Annotated in this window: 15 protein-coding genes and 1 tRNA gene; 5 read left to right on the forward strand and 11 right to left on the reverse strand. The window is 49.5% G+C overall.

Annotation, left to right across the window (positions count from 1 at the left end):
• Window positions 1-304: 304 nt before the first annotated feature.
• Entirely contained in the window at window positions 305-640 is a 336-nt protein-coding gene (locus HGO41_RS13395) for a hypothetical protein (protein ID WP_013577141.1), read from the forward strand.
• Here the strand turns inward: HGO41_RS13395 and HGO41_RS13400 are convergent.
• The gene (locus tag HGO41_RS13400; protein WP_250981101.1) at window positions 618-1538 is read right to left on the reverse strand and encodes an alpha/beta hydrolase; all 921 of its coding nucleotides are present in this window, start codon (window positions 1536-1538) and stop codon (window positions 618-620) included. The genes HGO41_RS13395 and HGO41_RS13400 overlap by 23 nt on opposite strands.
• 142 nt (window positions 1539-1680) lie before the next feature.
• Window positions 1681-1765, reverse strand: a tRNA-Leu gene (locus tag HGO41_RS13405).
• A gap of 219 nt (window positions 1766-1984) precedes the next feature.
• Between HGO41_RS13405 and ampH the strand changes: the two genes are divergently transcribed.
• On the forward strand, window positions 1985-3124 hold the full coding sequence (ampH, locus tag HGO41_RS13410; RefSeq protein WP_037033544.1) for a D-alanyl-D-alanine-carboxypeptidase/endopeptidase AmpH: 1140 nt from the start codon (window positions 1985-1987) through the stop codon (window positions 3122-3124).
• An 86-nt stretch (window positions 3125-3210) separates the two neighbouring features.
• Here the strand turns inward: ampH and lptG are convergent, their stop codons facing one another.
• Both lptG and lptF read right to left on the reverse strand, forming a co-directional pair.
• Window positions 3211-4281, reverse strand: a complete 1071-nt coding sequence (gene lptG / locus HGO41_RS13415; protein WP_013577144.1) for an LPS export ABC transporter permease LptG — start codon at window positions 4279-4281, stop codon at window positions 3211-3213.
• Window positions 4281-5375 (reverse strand): LPS export ABC transporter permease LptF, encoded by a 1095-nt coding sequence (gene lptF, locus HGO41_RS13420; protein WP_013577145.1) that lies wholly within the window; start codon window positions 5373-5375, stop codon window positions 4281-4283. The genes lptG and lptF overlap by 1 nt, the downstream gene beginning before the upstream one ends.
• 278 nt (window positions 5376-5653) lie before the next feature.
• Here lptF and pepA point away from each other — a divergent pair, with 278 nt between their 5' ends.
• The 3 genes from pepA to HGO41_RS13435 all read left to right on the forward strand — a co-directional run bounded on the left by pepA (window position 5654) and on the right by HGO41_RS13435 (window position 10614).
• Window positions 5654-7165, forward strand: coding sequence for a leucyl aminopeptidase (pepA, locus tag HGO41_RS13425; protein ID WP_013577146.1), 1512 nt, complete (start codon window positions 5654-5656; stop codon window positions 7163-7165).
• A 115-nt stretch (window positions 7166-7280) separates the two neighbouring features.
• On the forward strand, window positions 7281-7766 hold the full coding sequence (locus HGO41_RS13430) for a DNA polymerase III subunit chi (RefSeq protein WP_013577147.1): 486 nt from the start codon (window positions 7281-7283) through the stop codon (window positions 7764-7766).
• On the forward strand, window positions 7759-10614 hold the full coding sequence (locus HGO41_RS13435) for a valine--tRNA ligase (protein WP_112151030.1): 2856 nt from the start codon (window positions 7759-7761) through the stop codon (window positions 10612-10614). The genes HGO41_RS13430 and HGO41_RS13435 overlap by 8 nt, the downstream gene beginning before the upstream one ends.
• Before the next feature lie 89 nt (window positions 10615-10703).
• Here HGO41_RS13435 and HGO41_RS13440 read toward each other — a convergent pair whose 3' ends face one another.
• The 7 genes from HGO41_RS13440 to HGO41_RS13470 all read right to left on the reverse strand — a co-directional run bounded on the left by HGO41_RS13440 (window position 10704) and on the right by HGO41_RS13470 (window position 19467).
• Window positions 10704-11735, reverse strand: coding sequence for a LysR family transcriptional regulator (locus HGO41_RS13440; RefSeq protein WP_205569701.1), 1032 nt, complete (start codon window positions 11733-11735; stop codon window positions 10704-10706).
• Between the two features lie 494 nt (window positions 11736-12229).
• Entirely contained in the window at window positions 12230-13186 is a 957-nt protein-coding gene (locus HGO41_RS13445) for a fimbrial protein (RefSeq protein WP_162906081.1), read from the reverse strand.
• Window positions 13187-13237: 51 nt separating this feature from the next.
• Window positions 13238-15808, reverse strand: coding sequence for a fimbria/pilus outer membrane usher protein (locus HGO41_RS13450; RefSeq protein ID WP_250981102.1), 2571 nt, complete (start codon window positions 15806-15808; stop codon window positions 13238-13240).
• A gap of 47 nt (window positions 15809-15855) precedes the next feature.
• Window positions 15856-16545: a fimbrial biogenesis chaperone gene (locus tag HGO41_RS13455; protein ID WP_112197436.1), complete on the reverse strand. Its 690-nt coding sequence runs from the start codon at window positions 16543-16545 to the stop codon at window positions 15856-15858.
• Between the two features lie 62 nt (window positions 16546-16607).
• On the reverse strand, window positions 16608-17117 hold the full coding sequence (locus HGO41_RS13460) for a fimbrial protein (protein ID WP_013577153.1): 510 nt from the start codon (window positions 17115-17117) through the stop codon (window positions 16608-16610).
• A 54-nt stretch (window positions 17118-17171) separates the two neighbouring features.
• Complete coding sequence (locus tag HGO41_RS13465; protein ID WP_015690498.1) at window positions 17172-17687, reverse strand: fimbrial protein; 516 nt, start codon at window positions 17685-17687, stop codon at window positions 17172-17174.
• Between the two features lie 754 nt (window positions 17688-18441).
• The gene (locus tag HGO41_RS13470; protein WP_013577155.1) at window positions 18442-19467 is read right to left on the reverse strand and encodes a M48 family metallopeptidase; all 1026 of its coding nucleotides are present in this window, start codon (window positions 19465-19467) and stop codon (window positions 18442-18444) included.
• Window position 19468 lies beyond the last annotated feature (1 nt).

The following is a 19468-nucleotide window of genomic DNA, read 5'->3' on the forward strand; positions in this document are numbered from 1 at the left end:
CGTGACAACCCCCCGCTTTCATTATTTTAATTTGAGTGGTTTTCAACATCGCCAGAATAATATCCGGTAAATACTGTTATTCATTCACCCATTTCAATTTTTATCTCATGAATAGCGTTCTGGTGGTGAATATCCCCAATTCCCGGAACGGATTTTGCGAGACACATTCCAGATCTGACAACAAAACACTGTAAATATAAACAGGTTATTTCTTTGGCGTACGAACAGGCATAGAGTTCTCTGGCAGCGGCAATCACCTCGCCAGTACCGGGGGCCTCGACTCACTGACAATGGAATGACTTGTATGACTGATTCTGATAACCACACCGCGTTCACTACTAACTCTATCTCCGTCTTTCGCTCGCTTATCGCCGGGCTGGATTTCAGTCACTTTGATGATGCTCAGCTGTATGACCTCAATGCGCTGGCGTCAGAATCCGCCGGCGGGTTATGTCAGGGGCTGTTGTGCTTAAGCGAAGGACTGGAGAACAGCGAGATATTACTCCCGGAAGGGATTTCGCAGGTCAGCGATTATCTGAAAGCTTCCGCTCACCTGATCCCTGTGCTCTTTGAATTATGCGAGCAGGCCAACAGCGGGCTCGCAAGAAGCAAAAAGCTTACGGTGTATCCGATGAACTGACACGCGCGGCGATATCCTGCATCACATTACGCGCTGTCTGGCTGATTCCACCGAGTTGGAAAAAACCGTGGATCACCCCCAGATAGCGCTGTGCGGTGCAATTCACGCCCTGCTCTGTCAGCCGGGAGAACAGCGCTTCACCTTCATCGCATAGCGGATCGTATTCCGCCGTGATGATGTGAACCGGCGGCAACCCAGAAAAATCATCACGCCATAACGGGCTGACTTCTGGATGCATGAAATCCGTTTGCGGATAATAAGCTTCGAACCCGCTGAGCAGCGTGTCGCTGGTCAGCACGTAATCATCGCCATTGCGCTTGTGGCTGTCAGATGCTGCCATCGCGTCCAGCATCGGGTAAATCAGTACCAGCAGATGCGGCAGCCACTGCCCGGTATTTCGCAGGCGCAGCGCGGTGATCAGAGCCAGATGTCCGCCTGCGCTGTCGCCCATCAGCGTTATCCGGCCAAGCTCTATGCCAAGCCTTTCAGCATTCTGCCAGATAAAATTTGCCGCCAGTTCTGCGTCGTCATGCGCGGCGGGGTAGGTGTGTTCAGGCGCTAAGCGATATTGCACCGCAATCACCCGACTGCCGCTGTAAAAAGCAAGCTGACGGAGTTGATTATCATGCGTTGCAAAACCGCCACTGACAAAACAACCACCGTGATAATAGATAACGGCAGGCAGTGCGCCTTCTGCATTCAGCGGAGAGAAGATGCGTAACGAGATGCCGTCGATAACCATATCCTCAACCTCTGCACGTGGCTCAATATCACCCGCTAAAACTGTGCTGGCGATATATCCGGCGCGGCGCTGTGCAAAAGTCTGACTGCGCGACGACGGGCGACCTGCAGCGATGAAGTCATTAACAAGCCCGGCGATTGCGGGTTCCAGTGCCATGAAGAATTTTCCTGATTTGGGAGCGGGTAATTATTACATCAGTGTAAATCGCATGAGAGGGGGTGGAAAGTGCACAAAAAGCCCAAATGAACTGATTTTAGGCATAAAAAAAGACCTCAGTTGAGGTCTATTTACATACTAATGGTGCCGAAGGCCGGACTCGAACCGGCACACCTTGCGGCGGTTGATTTTGAATCAACTGCGTCTACCGATTTCGCCACTTCGGCACTGAAAGTAGTATGCGGAAAACGTGGGCATTATACCCAGCCCAGCCGGTCACGCAATAGTTATCCCGCCTTGTTCGGTTTAAGTGTTGAAAAAACAGTCATACACCGCAGCTCAGTGAGGATTTGCTGACAAAAATCTTCTGTTTACCCACGTTTTTCCAATGCCGTTTCTCAAACTTCGCATTAGTATACAAATCACGAATAGATCTTGCCCTGTTGATGGATACCAGCTTGTTGAAAAAACTCTCACTTTCGCTCCTCGCGCTGGCCTTCGCCAGTACGCCTTTATGGAGCCACGCGCAGCAGAATGCGCGTCTGGCGTCGCAGGTCGTGGATGACCATGCAGAACACATCTTTTACGGCAGCGGCGCGATGGGAATGGCGCTGGTTGTCGTTGATAACAATCAGCAGGTTTTCCGCAGCTTCGGGGAAACCCGTCCCGGTTCCGATTTGCGACCGCGTGAAGACTCTGTGGTGCGTATCGCCTCGCTGACCAAACTTATTACCAGTGAAGTGCTGGTAAAAATGGCGCAGCAGGGCAAAGTCAGTATTAACGATCCGTTGCGTAAATACGCCCCGGCCGGTGCCCGCGTTCCTGCTTACAGCGGCACAAATCCGATCACCCTGTTGAATCTCGCCACCCACACCAGCGGTCTGCCGCGCGAGCAGCCGGGCGGTGTCGCACATCGTGCCGTCTTCACCTGGCCGACTAAAAGTGATCGCTGGAGCTGGCTGAGTGTCGCCAAACTGACTGTGCCGCCGGGTGCACGCGCCTCTTACTCAAATCTGGCGTTTGACCTGCTGTCCGATGCATTATCGAAAGCCGCTAATCAGCCTTATACCCAGTTACTGCGCGAGCAAATCACTCAGCCGCTCGGCATGGTCGATACCACGCTGACGCCAAACGCCAGCCAGTGTTCACGCCTGATGGAAGGTCTGCGTCCGAGCCCGTGTATCAACACTATTGCGGCAGCAGGCAGCGGGGGGCTTTATTCCACGCCTGCCGATATGGGCCGCTGGATGCGTCAGTTCCTCGGGCAACGCACTACAACCGCCGATATGGCGCAGAAGATGTACTACAAGCGTACGGATCTGGTCTCGCTCAAAGGAATGGATGTACCGGGAATGGCGGACTCGCTGGGAATGGGCTGGGTAACGATGGCGCCGACGCCGTTGCTGCCACGTATCATTCAGAAAACCGGCGGCGGTGGTGGCTTTATCACGTATGTCGCGATGGTGCCGCAGCGCGGTGTAGGCGTGTTCGTGGTTGTGACCCGCAGCGAACTGACCAAGTTTAAAAATATGAGCGATGGCGTAAACAATCTGGTGGCCGATCTGGTGCGTAATAACGAGATCTGACGGCTCAGTTCTCAATATTCAGAATTTAGATGTAAAAAGCAGGCCTCTGTAAAGAGCCTGCTTTTTGTTTATCTGTACTGCCGGATTTAGCGTTTTTTCAGCAGTAAGAACATGCTGATGACGAAGAACAGCCCGCTCGGCAGCAATGCGCCCAGAATCGGCGGAATGCTGTAAACCAGGCTTAACGGGCCAAATATCTGGTCAAGCACGTAGAACAGAAAACCGAAGCAAATACCGGTCACCACGCGCACACCCATCGGTACGCTGCGCAAAGGCCCGAAGATGAACGACAGCGCCATCAGCATCATCACCGCAACCGACAGTGGCGAGAAGATTTTACTCCACATATTCAGCTGGTAACGTTTTGCTTCCTGCCCGCTCTGCTTCAGGTATTTCACATAGTTGTGCAGGCCGCTGATCGACAACGCGTCAGGGTCGAGCGCAACCACACCGAGTTTGTCCGGCGTCAGGTTGGTTTTCCATACGCCGGTCAGCGTCTGCGAACCGGTGATTTGCAGTTGATCCGTCAGATCAGATTCATCCACCTGAGAGAGTTTCCACTCACCATTATCAAAGGTCGCGGATGACGCATAACGGACTGACTGCAGTTTATTCTCTTCATTGAAATGATAGATGTTGACGCCGGTCAGCTCTTTTTCACCCGCCACGCGTTCGATGTAGATAAAATCGTGACCGTCTTTTGCCCACACTCCGTTTTGCGTGGAAAGCAGTGAGCCACCGTACATCTGTTGCGCACGGTAGTTACGCGCCATTTGTTCGCCCTGCGGCGCAACCCATTCACCAATCGCCATGGTCAGCAACACCAGCGGGATCGCCGTTTTCATCACGGAGGCGGCAATCTGCATGCGGGTGAAACCGGATGCCTGCATCACCACCAGCTCGCTGCGTGTTGCCAGCGTGCCGAGGCCCAGCAATGCGCCCAGCAGCGCTGCCATCGGGAAGAAGATTTCGATATCCTTCGGTACGCTCAGCAGGGTGTATAAACCTGCGCCGGCGGCGGAATATCCGCCCTGCCCGACTTTACGCAACTGATCGACAAACTTGATGATGCCGGAGAGTGACACCAGCATGAACAACGTCATCATGATGGTGTTGAAAATAGTGCGACCAATGTAACGGTCTAATACGCCAAACATCAGGCAGCTCCTCTCAGACGCGCGCGGATCTTGCGAACCGGCAAGGTGTCCCATGCATTAAGCACCAGTGCCAGTGCAAAGTAGAGCAGGTTGGTTCCCCACATCCAGAGCATCGGATCCAGCTTACCTTTGGCACCGTTGGAGCGCAGCGAGGTTTGCAGCAGGAAGAAAATCAGATACAGCAGGATCGCTGGCAGCATACTGAGTACACGCCCCTGACGAGGATTCACCACGCTGAGCGGAACCACCAGCAACGCCATAATAAAGACTGAAACGATCAGCGTTAAACGCCAGTTCAGCTCTGCCCGCGCTTCCGGTTCGTTGGAATTCCAGAGTTGCGTCATGGTCATCTGATCCGACTGATTAGGGTCAAGCTGTACAGCCTGATGCCCGATAACCGCCAGATAATCGGTGAAATCCGTCACGCGGAAATCACGCAACAGCGCAGTGCCTTCATAACGGGTGCCTTTATCCAGCATCACCTGCTGGGAACCGTCCGCACGCTGCAACATATGTCCTTTATCAGCGACCACAACGGAAGGCCGCTGGTTGCCGTTCGGCCGCAGTTGAGCCAGGAAGACGTTATGGAATTCCTTCCCTTTAACACTGCCAACGAACAGCACCGCATTGCCGTTCTGGGCTTGCTGGAACTGGCCTTCGACCATCGCGGCCATGCTCGGGTTGGCTTTCGCCTCCGCCAGCACTTCATCCTGATGTTTCGACGACCACGGGCTGAGCCAGATCGCATTCACGCCGGCAAAAACTGACGTAAATAGCGCCAGAACCAGCGCGGCGATGACCAGTGACCGTTTTCCAAGACCACAGGCGTGCATGACCGTGATTTCACTGTCGGTATAAAGTTTACCGAGCGTCATCAGCAGGCCGAGAAACAGACTGAGCGGCAGAATAAGCTGCGCCATCTCCGGAACGCCAAGGCCCAGAAGTGAGAGAACTAAATTTGTTGGGATATCGCCATCGACCGCTGCTCCGAGCACTCTGACCAGCTTCTGACAGAAGAAGATGAGAAGCAAAATGAACAGAATGGCAAATTGGCTCTTGAAGGTTTCCCTAACCAGATATCTAATGATGATCACGCTTAATACGCCTGTGAAAACTTGTCTTTTTGAAGGAAAATCGCTAGTTTCATCGCTAATCCGTCATTTATTCTCATCATATGGCAACCTTCGCAGCTAAAATAGTATTACAACACCGAGAATTGGGGTGTCCTATAGGAACTTGCTTATAGCCGCCAAAATAAAAACTAACGCCGTTTAAGGTTAACACAGGTCGTTAACACAATGACGGGAGAGTGTCTCCGGCGACTCATTCTAGCCGTACCTCCCGCCCTTGTCTTTAAGATTCAGGAGAGTGCATGGAGTTCAGCGTAAAAAGCGGTAGCCCGGAAAAACAACGCAGTGCCTGTATTGTAGTCGGCGTTTTCGAACCTCGCCGCCTGTCACCGATTGCCGAACAACTCGATAAAATCAGTGATGGCTACATCAGCGCCCTGCTTCGCCGTGGCGAACTTGAAGGCAAAGTGGGCCAGACCCTCTTACTGCATCATGTACCGAATATTCTTTCAGAACGCATTTTGCTGATTGGGTGCGGCAAAGAACGCGAGCTGGATGAGCGCCAGTACAAGCAGGTTATCCAGAAAACCATTAACACCCTGAACGACACCGGTTCTATGGAAGCCGTTTGCTTCCTCACCGAGCTGCACGTAAAAGGCCGTAATACTTACTGGAAAGTGCGTCAGGCGGTCGAAACCTCCAAAGAGTCGCTTTACACTTTCGATCAGTTGAAAAGCAACAAAACCGAGCCGCGCCGTCCGCTGCGTAAAATGGTGTTCAACGTGCCGACCCGCCGTGAACTGACCAGCGGTGAGCGCGCCATTCAACACGGTCTGGCGGTGTCAGCCGGTATTAAAGCCGCGAAAGATCTCGGCAATATGCCACCGAACATCTGTAACGCCGCATATCTGGCGTCACAGGCCCGTCAGCTGGCAGATGCGTTCAGCACCAACATCACGACCCGCGTTATCGGCGAGCAGCAGATGAAAGAGCTGGGAATGAATGCGTATCTGGCGGTGGGTCAGGGTTCGAAAAACGAATCACTGATGTCGGTGATGGAATATAAAGGAAATCCTAACCCGGACGCTAAGCCTATCGTGCTCGTGGGTAAAGGTCTGACCTTCGATTCCGGCGGTATTTCCATTAAGCCCGCCGCGGATATGGATGAAATGAAGTACGACATGTGTGGCGCCGCAGCCGTTTACGGTGCGATGCGTGTGGTGGCTGAACTCAATCTGCCACTGAACGTCATTGGCGTGCTGGCAGGCTGTGAAAACATGCCTGGCGGCCAGGCATTCCGTCCGGGCGACATTCTGACCACCATGTCCGGCCAGACTGTCGAAGTGCTGAATACGGACGCCGAAGGCCGCCTGGTGCTGTGCGATGCACTGACCTACGTTGAGCGTTTCGATCCTGAGCTGGTGATTGACGTCGCTACGCTGACCGGTGCCTGCGTGATTGCGCTTGGCCATCACATCACCGGTTTGCTGTCGAATCACAATCCGCTGGCGCATGAACTGATCGGCGCGTCCGAACAGGCGGGTGACCGTGCATGGCGTTTGCCGCTGGCTGATGAGTATCAGGAACAGCTGGATTCTAATTTTGCGGATATGGCAAACATCGGTGGCCGTCCGGGTGGTGCTATCACCGCCGGTTGCTTCCTGTCGCGTTTCACCCGCAAATACAGTTGGGCACATCTGGATATCGCCGGTACCGCATGGCGTTCAGGCAAGAACAAAGGCGCAACCGGTCGTCCGGTTGCGCTGTTGTCACAGTTCCTGCTCAACCGTGCAGGGCTGGATGGCGATGAGTGATTCCTCTGCTAAATAAGATATAATCTCCACTATCAGGGGCTGGTTCGCCAGCCCCTCCACAGGCGGGCGCACCAGTTGCGCCCCTGTTTTTTCTCAGCAGCACAGTGAACTCATCATGAAACAGGCAACCTTCTTTCTTCTCGATGCGCCGGACGCCAGTGGCGAGCTCAGCTCGCACGAAGCACTGGCCTGTCTGGTCGCCGCTGAACGTTACCGGATGGGCAAACGTGTTCTGCTGGCCTGTGAAGATCAGAAACAAGCTGAGCGCCTGGATGAAGCGCTCTGGCAACGCGAGCCGAACCACTTTGTGCCCCATAATCTGGCCGGTGAAGGCCCGCGTTTTGGTGCGCCGGTAGAATTATGCTGGCCGGGAAAACGCGGCAATGCGCCACGCGACTTGCTCATCAGCCTGCTGCCTGAGTTTGCAGATTTTGCTACTGCTTTCCATGAAGTGGTAGACTTCGTTCCTTACGAAGATTCCCTTAAACAACTTGCGCGCGAACGCTACAAAGCCTATCGCAGCGTGGGTTTCTCTTTGACGACGGCCACGCCGCCCTCAGTCACCACATTGACCGACGAAAATACGAAGCGAAATGGATAAGACATATAACCCGCAAGACATCGAGCAGCCGCTTTACGAGCACTGGGAACAACAGGGCTATTTCAAGCCACATGGTGACACCAGTAAAGAAAGCTTTGCCATCATGATCCCGCCGCCGAACGTCACCGGCAGCTTGCACATGGGTCATGCTTTCCAGCAAACCATCATGGACGCCATGATCCGCTATCAGCGCATGCAGGGGAAAAATACTCTGTGGCAGGCGGGGACTGACCATGCGGGTATCGCAACGCAGATGGTGGTTGAACGTAAAATCGCCGCTGAAGAAGGCAAAACCCGTCACGATTACGGCCGTGAAGCGTTTATCAACAAAATCTGGGACTGGAAAGCAGAATCCGGCGGCACCATTACCCGCCAGATGCGCCGCCTGGGTGATTCCGTGGACTGGGAGCGTGAACGCTTCACGATGGACGAAGGCCTGTCTGACGCCGTGCGCGAAGTGTTCGTTCGTCTGTACAAAGAAGACCTGATTTACCGCGGAAAACGTCTGGTGAACTGGGATCCGAAACTGCGTACCGCGATTTCAGATCTTGAAGTGGAAAACCGCGAATCCAAAGGTTCCATGTGGCACCTGCGTTATCCGCTGGCTGACGGCGCGAAAACCGCTGAAGGCAAAGATTACCTAGTGGTCGCCACCACGCGTCCGGAAACCGTGCTCGGTGATACCGGCGTTGCCGTTAACCCGGAAGATCCGCGTTACCGCGATCTGATCGGCAAAGAGATCATTCTCCCGCTGGTAGGCCGTCGTATTCCGATTGTTGCCGATGAACACGCCGATATGCAAAAAGGTACGGGTTGCGTGAAGATCACCCCGGCGCATGACTTTAACGACTATGAAGTCGGTAAACGTCACGGCCTGCCGATGATCAATATCCTGACTTTCGATGGTGACATCCGCCAGACCGCTGAAATCTTCGATACTAACGGCGAAGAAAGCGATGCATGCGCCAACGATATCCCTGAGCAGTTCCGTGGCCTTGAGCGTTTTGCCGCACGTAAAGCCGTGGTCGCCGCCTTCGACGAAGCCGGTTTGCTGGAAGAAATCAAACCTCACGATCTGACCGTGCCTTACGGTGACCGTGGCGGCGTAGTTATCGAACCAATGCTGACTGACCAGTGGTACGTGCGCACTGCACCGCTGGCGAAAGTTGCGGTGGAAGCCGTTGAGCAAGGCGACATTCAGTTCGTGCCGAAGCAATACGAAAACATGTACTTCAGCTGGATGCGTGACATTCAGGACTGGTGTATTTCCCGTCAGCTTTGGTGGGGACATCGCATTCCGGCGTGGTATGACGCCGAAGGCAACGTGTTTGTTGGTCGTGACGAAGCGGAAGTGCGCAGCGAGAACAACCTGGGCGCAGACGTCGTGCTGACTCAGGACGAAGACGTGCTCGACACCTGGTTCTCTTCCGGTCTGTGGACGTTCTCCACACTGGGCTGGCCAGCACAGACACCTGACCTGAAAGCTTTCCACCCTTCAAGCGTGGTCGTCAGCGGCTTCGATATCATCTTCTTCTGGATCGCGCGCATGATCATGATGACCATGCATTTCGTGAAAGACGAAAACGGTAAGCCACAGGTTCCGTTCCACACCGTGTATATGACCGGCCTGATCCGTGACGACGAAGGGCAGAAAATGTCCAAGTCCAAAGGTAACGTTATCGATCCGCTGGATATGATTGACGGTATCTCGCTGGAAGATCTGCTGGAAAAACGTACCGGCAACATGATGCAGCCGCAACTGGCAGAGAAAATCCGCAAGCGCACCGAGAAGCAATTCCCGAATGGCATCGAACCGCACGGTACTGATGCCCTGCGCTTCACGCTGGCGGCACTGGCGTCTACCGGCCGTGACATCAACTGGGATATGAAGCGTCTTGAAGGCTACCGCAACTTCTGTAACAAGCTGTGGAACGCCAGCCGCTTCGTGCTGATGAACACCGAAGATCAGGATTGTGGCCTGAACGGCGGCGAACTTGAGCTGTCACTGGCTGACCGCTGGATCCTGGCGGAATATAACCGCACGGTGAAATCTTACCGGGAAGCGATGGATAACTACCGCTTCGATCTGGCTGCCAGCATTCTGTATGAATTCACCTGGAACCAGTTCTGCGACTGGTATCTTGAGCTGACCAAACCGGTCATGAACGGTGGCAACGAAGCGCAACTGCGTGGCACCCGTCATACGCTGGTGGAAGTGCTGGAAGGTCTGCTGCGTCTTGCGCACCCGATTATTCCATTCATCACCGAAACCATCTGGCAGCGCGTGAAATCGCTGAAAGGCATCACAGCAGAAACCATTATGCTGCAGCCTTTCCCTGAGTTTGATGCAGCAAAAGCGGACGAACTGGCGCTGGCCGATCTCGAGTGGATCAAGCAGGCGATCATCGCTATCCGTAACGTGCGTGCCGAGATGAACCTGTCTCCGGCCAAGCCACTGGAACTGCTGTTGCGTGGCGCGAGTGCGGATGCACAACGTCGTGTGGAACAGAACCTGAGCTTTATTCAGTCTCTGGCGCGTCTGGAGTCCATCACCATTCTGCCTGCTGGCGACAAAGGCCCGGTCTCTGTTACTAAGCTGGTGGAAGGTGCGGAACTGCTGATCCCAATGGCCGGTCTGATTGATAAAGATGCCGAGCTGGCACGTCTGGACAAAGAGATGGCGAAACTGGACGGCGAGATTGCTTCCATCGAAGGCAAGCTGTCTAACGAAGGTTTTGTGGCGCGTGCGCCGGAAGCGGTTGTCGCCAAAGAGCGCGAACGTCTGACGGCCTGTGGTGAAGCGAAAGTGAAACTGGCGGAACAGAAAGCCACGATTGCTGCGCTGTAATCTCAGCCAGATGTAAATGTTAAAATCTATAAAAACAGATGCCAGTCAGGGAAACCTGACTGGCATTTTTTATTCCTGCTACACCCTGATTAACGCGGGGAATTATTCTGAAATTCCTGCAAAAAAGTATCTGTCATTTTTCTCACCAGCGTTGAGAAAAACTGGTTATTAAGTGCTGCTTTATTGTAAACCATATAGACCGGTTGAGAAGGCAACGTCATATCCGTCGACAACTTCTGGATATCAAAAGCATTTTTCATTTTTTCATAGAAACGTTCTGTGATAAAAGCCAGCATGTCGGATGTTTCTACCATCGAGATAATGGAGAGAAATGAAGGGCTGATAAACCGACATTTCCTGTCAACTTGCAGCAAAGTATTAACATCCAACCTGTTAGATAAAAGACTAGTACTCTCGGAATCAACGAAAATATGGCTCTCTTGCGCAGCCTGCTCCCTTGACAGGCTCCCTCTAAGGCGAGGATGCGATCGGCGGCAAATCATCACCGGCACTTCGCTGGAAATATGCTGGCTAACCCGGGAATGGCTAACGTGCGGATGAACGTCAAAAATGATGTCAGCCTTACGGAAAATCAGAGCATCTTCAGTTTCAGCAATCGAATTGCCGCTCGTGCTGTGCACTATTTCACAGTCGGGTGCAATTTCATCCAGTACCTTGCGCATCACGTTTATCGTAAACATTGAAATGTAAGGTGAGCAGTGAACAACAAGTCGGGTCGGCAGAGAATCAAACGAGATATTCTGCAATTTCGCCACTAAATTGTCGTAAGCCTCCGCCAGGCCTTCGTGTATCCCGATCGCAACGGTGGTCGGTGCCAGTGCCTTACCATCCCTGATGAACAATGCATCATTATAATGAACACGTAAGCGCCCCAGTGCCTGACTGACAGCAGAAGGCGTGATGCCAAGGGCATCTGCGGCTTTGGTTCCGCTACGATGAATAAAAACAGCCTCAAACGTAGTCAATAAATTGAGATCAAAATTTTTCACCATTTTAAAACGATCGGTGAGTGTGTTCTCTTTCATCCTGTCCAGTCCCCTGACCTCTGGTGAAATACGAGAGTTCGTATTCTCAACATCAATCATAGTCAAGATACTCAATTTTGGTCTCCTTACCAGCAATTAAATTTCATGTATCACTCTGTAAAAATAAGGTTTTTGTCTAAAAAAACAAATAATGCCTTTCATTAACACCACGGTATATAAAGTAAATAGCAGGCTGCAAGACAGTTTTAGTTAAACCTTACTTAACTATACCTTTAACAAAGTTAAAGTAAAATCCACTTTTTTTTATAAAATATATTTTTTTCTTATAAATTTTCTATGATTCAAAAAGATATAACCATAATTAACTTTTCTGAAAAATATATTCAGCAAATAACACGAATTGAACCTCATTTTAAGCATTGTCGTTTTCGCCAATACGACTCGTCTCCTGTCCATCCCGATAAATGGAAAAATAAGGCGTGTTATCGGGACGAGTGTGATTTACTCATCTGCCATTTGGGGCGGGTGGTGGTGTGTACGAATCTTCACATTGAAAAAGAAACAACGAAGCCCCCAGTTTTCACCAGGGGCTTCGTTGTTTACCGCAATTAATTATACTGGATAACAAATGCTGCAGTGGCTTTCAGTTCGCCCCCCGTGATCTGCTCGTCAGTTTGTACATAACGTGCCTGCAACGGAATAGTGACATCCATTTCCCGGGTTGTGTTAACAATATTATAAGAAGTATTAAAATCCAGATCCTGACCATTCATTGCCAGACGGATCCCAAGTCCTTTTGCTTCACTATCTGAAGAAACAGGAATGATATTATTGCGACCTTCATTATTGAATACGCGGAAATAGACCGGAGTATTGGCACCGCAGGTAAGACGGATATTTGCATTAGCCGTTTTACTCGATTCACTGCCGATACCATCAAAGTCCTGATTACTCACCGGCGGCATAGGAACCGAGATGGATGAGGAATCGATAAAATCACAGCCAATTTCACTAATTGTCGCAAAAAAATTGTATGACCCTACTTTGTATTGGTTGCCACTATCATCATGTAAATACACGCTAAACAAAACGCCAATTATCCAACCCGGCGTAACCGTGCCGGTTTTCAGAAATTCAATATTGACCTGAGGTGACATGAGAGGTGAAACCGCGCTCGTTCTGACAACGGTTGAATCATTGTTGACCACCTCTCCGTCTATTTTAACTCTGAAACCGATTCCTTCGGCACTACCTTCACCGGTCCCGCTTCCGAAAATATTATTTCCCATAGGCGTACGTGTGGCTTGCGTTTTAATAGTATAGAAGTAGGTACCAGTGCAAGAATCGGCAAATTTCTTCCCCCCTGCCGGATTGGCATTGGTATAGAAAACACTGCCTATGGGTGTTTCACGAGTTATTGGCAAAGTGCCTACACTCGTACTGAACCTATTTTCAGATTGCACATTCTGACACCCCGCGCTTGCGGCAAAACAGGTCAAAGCAATGGCAATGAATAACCCCAGATTACATATCGATTTCAATAAAGGAATATTCTGTCTGTTCATTATCTTTCTCATAATTATTTGCATTGTGCAGAGGCTTGCTTGATCAAATCTTCAGCAGTTTCCGGGGTGCTCGCGAGTTGATAACTGGCATAGCATTGCTTCTCTGTGCCATTTCGCCAACAAGCGCCCTTGTGCTGCCAGCCCGGTCAGATAGACCTCGCCATTCTCACCAACAATGCCTGTATTGTCTGTTTCGCTGTCCATGACAGAAACTACAGTACCGAACGGCAATGGTGCACCTGCGTAAGTCATCGTAATTAACGCACGATCGCCTACTTTGGCATTATATTTCGCCAAGACGACTGCGCCCTTGGTCGGTATAACGGTTAATGAAGGTTCTGCAATATCCAGTTTCGAACCCATACTTTCGGTTCTTAGCCTCACTTCATTTTTCTTGTACGGCTGAGCGTAAGGTACGACAGCATAACCACGCCAGTCGGTACTCACACCCGTACTGTTTTCAATGTAAACATCAGATGCCCCAGGTGCTTTAACAAGCGTCACACTGTCGCCCATATATTGAGAAAGCGTTACACCATTTTCATGTACTAATACGCCACCTGACAGGCCATAGGTCATTTGTTTATTTTGATCGGTATAGCTATACCCCACCAGCGCTTCACCGGATGAACCTTTATAATCTAATGAGGAAGACCCTGAGGCACCGCCGCCTTTATTTTCATAACCTTGTTGAACGCTATAACTAAGGTTATTATTTTCAAGTAATGTTCCATTAACACCCGCTTGCTGTGTTGTTGAACCATCTTTACGCGAAGTCATATTATAACTTGCCCAGGCCTGAGATGAATTCATGAATGCGCTGAACGGAATAGACATATTAAATGCCAGAACCTGATCGGATTCATCAATACCCGGGTTTTTGGTATAACTATAATTCAGGCCGTAAGTCATACCTTTAAATGAGCTGGTTAATCCGGTTTGTAATGATAGTTCTTTGCCATCGCCTCCCCAATAATCTTGTTCACTGGCGCTAAAATAAATCGTAGCAAGGTCGGCGATATTCTGATTAATGCTGGCCTGAATTTTACTGCGAGCATTATGGGTACGATTAAACTCGTCCAGCCCGTCTTCCGTTTCTGCGCTAAATTTCTGCACATCGTCAAAGGAATAATATCCTTTGGTGGAATAACGATAACCAGCAAGTTGCAAGTTGGTATCGGTTTGATCGATATTTTTCGCATACATGAGGCGGTAGGATTGCCCGGTCTTATCACCGATACCCTCAAGGGTACTGACTGCATGGGTGACGTCTAAAGACAACGCACCAATTCGGCCCATATCCATACCCAGGCCCGCCGATGCGGCCTTATAATTATCGGCAAACTGTGTGCCACCATAGGCGGTGATGTTTGACGAAAGACCATAAATTGCGGTCAACTGGCCAAAATAAGGCTCTTCTACATCTTCCACGCCAGAACGATAGCGACCTGCCGTGGCGCTGTATTTCAGACGCCCTTCACGTTGCAGGATTGGCACTGAACTGGTGGCCTGAGTGTATTGCGTTGTCGACCCATCGGCCTCTTTGATTGTTACTTTCATATCCCCACCGTTACTGGAGGGATAGAGGTCAGTAATCGAAAACGGTCCAGGTGCCACGTTCGTTTGATAGATGGTGTAGCCATCCTGCTCGATAGTCACCTGAGCGTTACTGCGCGCGATACCGCGAATTATCGGCGCATACTGGCGTAAACGGTCCGGCAGCATATTGTCATCAGAAGATAATTGCGCACCAGTGAACTGGACACTGTCGAAAACTTCACCCGGCGAGGAGTATTCACCGAGCGTCAGTTGCCCGCCCTGCAGGAAACGCACATCGCGTTGCAAATAGGTTTGAATTGAATCCCATGATTGCGTTTTATCGCCATCATCATTGGTATTATCAGCATAGGTTGAATAATTACGTAAACGCCATGCACCAAGGTTAATTCCGCTACGCAGGTTCAAATAGTTAGATTGCGAGTCACCGCTGATCTCATCGTCAGTATCGGAGCCGGAATAGTTATAGTTCACCATTAACGCAGGGATACCGTCATCCCAAAGAGAGGGATCTACAGCATTTCGGATATGTGGCCGAACGCCGATTTGAGGGACAGTAATGTAATACTTCCCCCCTGCCAGATCGAGTTTTTCTGTGGCGTCTGGTATATAGGTTACCAGCGGTTTTTCCAGCGTCTGACCTGGAGATTGCGTTTTTAATGCCGGGAAAACGTCGTCTTTTACACCATACTCATAGAGTTGCGCAGGCGTCACTTTACCGAAAATCTTCCCCGGTGAATCAGGAACATCAACGAAGATAACAGAGCGTCTTTCAATTAACTCATTATTCAGGAAGACATCCACAGAATAAGTGCCAGGTGCTTGCCCACCTTCATTGGCAAAATAATTAAGATCGACGCCATCCATGTTACCGCCGTTGCCGACAGCTTTGAGCATTTCCGCACTAAATTCTTCTGCTGCAAAAGAATTATAATTAAATGCCAATAAAATTAATAAGGGCAGACTTTTTAGTTTGAATATCTGCTGTACTCCGCAATGATTAACAGTCCCGAAAAAAAAAGAGTGTTGTTTTTTCCTTGCAGAAAATCCTTTTTCGTCCTGCATTATTCTTCCTTATTAAAAATGGTGTTGAGCGATCTTATTTTTCAAATTTAAATTTTGGCATGACTTAGTTTTGAGATTCCGCCGTAATCATCAATAACCGTCCAGGAGACGTCATTACCCATAGGCGCTTTTTTTATTTTCGTACTTGCCAAAGGCGGAACCATAACACTTTCAGTTACTGGTGAGTTGTTTACAGTAATTTTACCGAATGAGACGTAATATGGCGTAGGGTTAGTCACAGTTAGACCTTCGCCCGAGCGGCTGAATTTAACCTTTGAATATATATCTTTTAAATCTTGATTGTTTAACGCGGCAGGACGATAAATCAATTTCAATCGGTTATTCACTGAGAACTGTAAGCTACCGCCTTCATCACTTTTCTTTTGTGATGGTGGTATCACCAGAACATTCATCCAGTAAATTGATTCCCGATCTTGTGGCAAACCAGCGGCAGATTTCAGCGCAATACGAATAATGCTATTTTGGTTCTTTTCAATTCTGAAAAGTGGCGGGGTAGCGATAAAGGGTATGCTTGCTTTACTTTCATCCTCAAAATTGCTGACCCAGGAGCGGACCAAAAAAGCTGAGTCGATGCCTGTATTATTAACAGAAAGCGATGTTTCTTTCATATCACTGGAGAAAACAACTCGCGTAGCACCCACTGTTACACCAGCGGTAGCCTGAAAAATAAAACATAACCCTAACAGGCCACATATAAAAATGGCTGCACGTTTCATACAATACCTCGAAAAAAAACGGAATAAGTCACCTTATTCCGTATATTTATTAAGATTCAAAATTATTGATAAGTAATTTCGAACGGAAGATTAAGAGTCCAGGAGCCGGTGCCAACATTACTAGTCTTGGTACGAGTCAGAGCAGCAACATAGTTAAGGGTGTTATCCCCTTCAACCAGGGCAGCCGGCATATCAGTATTTGGAACCTGAAGAGTACCATCGGCTGCTTTGATGATAGTACCTACAGCACTAGGAGTTGCATCAGTAAACTGGTTAGAGGTACTTGAGTTGCCTTTAAACTTCACGTTTGCGCTCGTCACGGATGCAGGGCAACCACGCAATACCAGACTAAATGGCTCTGATGCACCCGGAGTAGTTTCACCAACAGCTAATGCATTAAGGGTAGATGCTGCTACTTTCTCAATAGTTACAGTCAAATCTTTTGACTCCAGAGAACAAGCAGTAGATTTAACGGTACCGGTAAAATTAAGTGTACCATCAATAGCGAATGCAGCCTGAGAACTCAGTGCAGCAAATACAAATACAGCTGCTGAAACCATTTTCATTTTCATGAGATAATCCTTTATATATTCAAATATCAGCGAATTAAAAATTCACTTATTTTATTAATTGTAAGACAGAGTGAAACTGGTCGTTGCATCAAATGCGCCACCAGTTACAGATTCGCCCACTTTAACCGGAGCTGCTTTCAGGTTAATTACTGCGGTACCCAGTTCTGGATTTACAGCCACTGGGTTCGATTCTGTCTGAACTGCCAATTCGCTGCCATCTTCGTTATACAGACCAATACCAAAGCCCGTTGCTAAAGAAGAATCAGATAATTTCAGTAATTTATTGTTGGTGACGTCTTTATCACCGTTGGTGGTCAACTTCACATTCGCTACGGCCGGGCAACCGGTCAGGTTAATCGTGATGTCTTGTTTTGCAACGGAGCCATCAACAATTGCACTGCCTGAAACATCACCAAATGCGATCGGTGCAAGTTCACCATCAACCGTACATGCACCGGCAATAATTTCACCTTTGAATTTCAGGCTACCAGACTCATCTGCCGCATGAACACTTGCAGCAGCCAGGCCTGCAGCTAACAGACCCACTTTAAAATAGGTATTCATTTTCATCAACATATCCCTTTGCTTTTTGAGTTTACATTTCATAGACAGTACTGTCCGATTTAATAAAGCAGTAAGTTCTGTAAAATAATTACGCGCCCTTACTTCTGGGGCAGATAATAGTGCATCACAGGGATAACAATACAGCCGATCTCCTTAATTAATATTTTAGTAAAGTTAACGAACAATGTTTTAACCTTGAATTACATGCAAAAACCTATATATTCGCAAACAAAAATACTAGTAATTAAATAACTTTAGAACATACACCACATTAAATGTACAGACTAAACAATACCAGTACCTCGCATTATCCAGTTGAAATATAATGGGATATTTCATAACAGCGCGGGAGGCAATCCGACGAAAAAGTATCAACGGACATGACAGTAAAAAAATTAGCGGAGTGCCTAAAAAACAATATGTTATTAAAGCTGGCCAATCAAAACCGGAAATAAATGTTTATTATAAATAATAATAATTATAAAAATCATCAGAGGAAATAGAAAATAGGATGAAAAGATAATAAAAACAAAAGCACAGTTCTGGAAGTAACGCTGATACCCGCAAGTCTTATTAACGACCTGATCAGTTTTTCCAAATTGTTATCTTCGCCCGACTTTGCTTTTTCATCTGAAGTCGTTGAGTTGAAGATACTTAATGCTATCGGCGAATGCAGTCGCGAATTTTACGGTGACCTACGAGTAAGACTTCACGTTCTGACGGGTTCTTTCGCGGACCCGTCAGAGGTTTTAGATCATCACTACTCCTTTGCCGCATCCCTGATATGCCCGATACGTGACTGCATCGCAGGATGTGTGCTGAGCCAGTCAGGTAACACGCCGTCCGCTTTCTCCTTCTGCGATTCTGCGGATACCCTGCTGTATATTTCCGCCATTTGCTCAAGCGAGCGCCCTTCCCGCTTCATTTCTGCTATCGCCCAGTTATCCGCTTCACGCTCCATACCGCGGGAAAATTGCAGTTCATTCGCCAGCGATGCCGTTTGTAATAAGGTATCGCCAATGCCGCTGACATCGCCGGTCATCCATAACAGCGTGAGGGACACCAGCGAGGAACGCACCAGCATGCGCATGGGATGCCGGTAAGCGTGATGTCCCATCTCATGCAGCATTACCCCTGCCAGCGCGTCATCACCCGGGCTAAGCGCCACCAGTTTATCGCTGAGGATCAGCGTGCCGTCCGTCAGCATGAAAGCGTTAGCCACATCGGGAATATTCATCAGCTTCAGCCGGACCGGCGTACGGTCGGTGCGTAATGACGGCGGGATCACCTGCTGGAAAAGCTGCTGAAGTGCTTTCTGTTTATCGGCAGGCAACGCCGAATCCCGGAAATCACTGGCGCTGAGCAGTGTCAGCGTATGACGCCCGAGGTTTTGCTCAACAGTGGTGGGAATTCGCTGCGCAATCACATTGCTGGCCCACGGCAATAAACCGTAGATATAAAAGAAAATCAGCAGGCAGGTCGCCAGTAAGGTGAGGAGCACCCCGCGCTTATGGCTTTCCATGCGGTATACCCAGCCGGGCCGGCGATGCTGCCGTAACCAGTGACGAAATGCACCGTCATCGGCAGGCACAAAACGGCCACCATCGGGAAAAGTGAGAAACAGCGGGATCGTGCCCAGCGCATCAGAAACCTCGATCTCGCTGAGAGAAAAAGTCGGGTTCAGGTTTTCAGCTTCCAGCGTCAGACACGGGTCGCCGCCCAAAAAAAGGCGGGCAGCCTTGCGAGCTGCCCGTCCAGGAGGCTGATAAAAGCCTTCAATGATCATG

Origin of the sequence: Rahnella sp. CG8, from assembly GCF_023701875.1 — a bacterium.
Lineage (GTDB): Bacteria > Pseudomonadota > Gammaproteobacteria > Enterobacterales > Enterobacteriaceae > Rahnella > Rahnella aceris.

Excerpts from the sequence above, each read along its gene's own strand:
- HGO41_RS13395 (WP_013577141.1), top strand. The coding sequence starts at position 305 with ATGACTGATTCTGATAACCACACCGCGTTCACTACTAACTCTATCTCC.
- HGO41_RS13400 (WP_250981101.1), bottom strand. The coding sequence starts at position 1,538 with ATGGCACTGGAACCCGCAATCGCCGGGCTTGTTAATGACTTCATCGCT.
- ampH (WP_037033544.1), top strand. The coding sequence starts at position 1,985 with ATGGATACCAGCTTGTTGAAAAAACTCTCACTTTCGCTCCTCGCGCTG.
- lptG (WP_013577144.1), bottom strand. The coding sequence starts at position 4,281 with ATGTTTGGCGTATTAGACCGTTACATTGGTCGCACTATTTTCAACACC.
- pepA (WP_013577146.1), top strand. The coding sequence starts at position 5,654 with ATGGAGTTCAGCGTAAAAAGCGGTAGCCCGGAAAAACAACGCAGTGCC.
- HGO41_RS13430 (WP_013577147.1), top strand. The coding sequence starts at position 7,281 with ATGAAACAGGCAACCTTCTTTCTTCTCGATGCGCCGGACGCCAGTGGC.
- HGO41_RS13435 (WP_112151030.1), top strand. The coding sequence starts at position 7,759 with ATGGATAAGACATATAACCCGCAAGACATCGAGCAGCCGCTTTACGAG.
- HGO41_RS13445 (WP_162906081.1), bottom strand. The coding sequence starts at position 13,186 with ATGAACAGACAGAATATTCCTTTATTGAAATCGATATGTAATCTGGGG.
- HGO41_RS13450 (WP_250981102.1), bottom strand. The coding sequence starts at position 15,808 with ATGCAGGACGAAAAAGGATTTTCTGCAAGGAAAAAACAACACTCTTTT.
- HGO41_RS13455 (WP_112197436.1), bottom strand. The coding sequence starts at position 16,545 with ATGAAACGTGCAGCCATTTTTATATGTGGCCTGTTAGGGTTATGTTTT.
- HGO41_RS13460 (WP_013577153.1), bottom strand. The coding sequence starts at position 17,117 with ATGAAAATGAAAATGGTTTCAGCAGCTGTATTTGTATTTGCTGCACTG.
- HGO41_RS13465 (WP_015690498.1), bottom strand. The coding sequence starts at position 17,687 with ATGAAAATGAATACCTATTTTAAAGTGGGTCTGTTAGCTGCAGGCCTG.
- HGO41_RS13470 (WP_013577155.1), bottom strand. The coding sequence starts at position 19,467 with ATGATCATTGAAGGCTTTTATCAGCCTCCTGGACGGGCAGCTCGCAAG.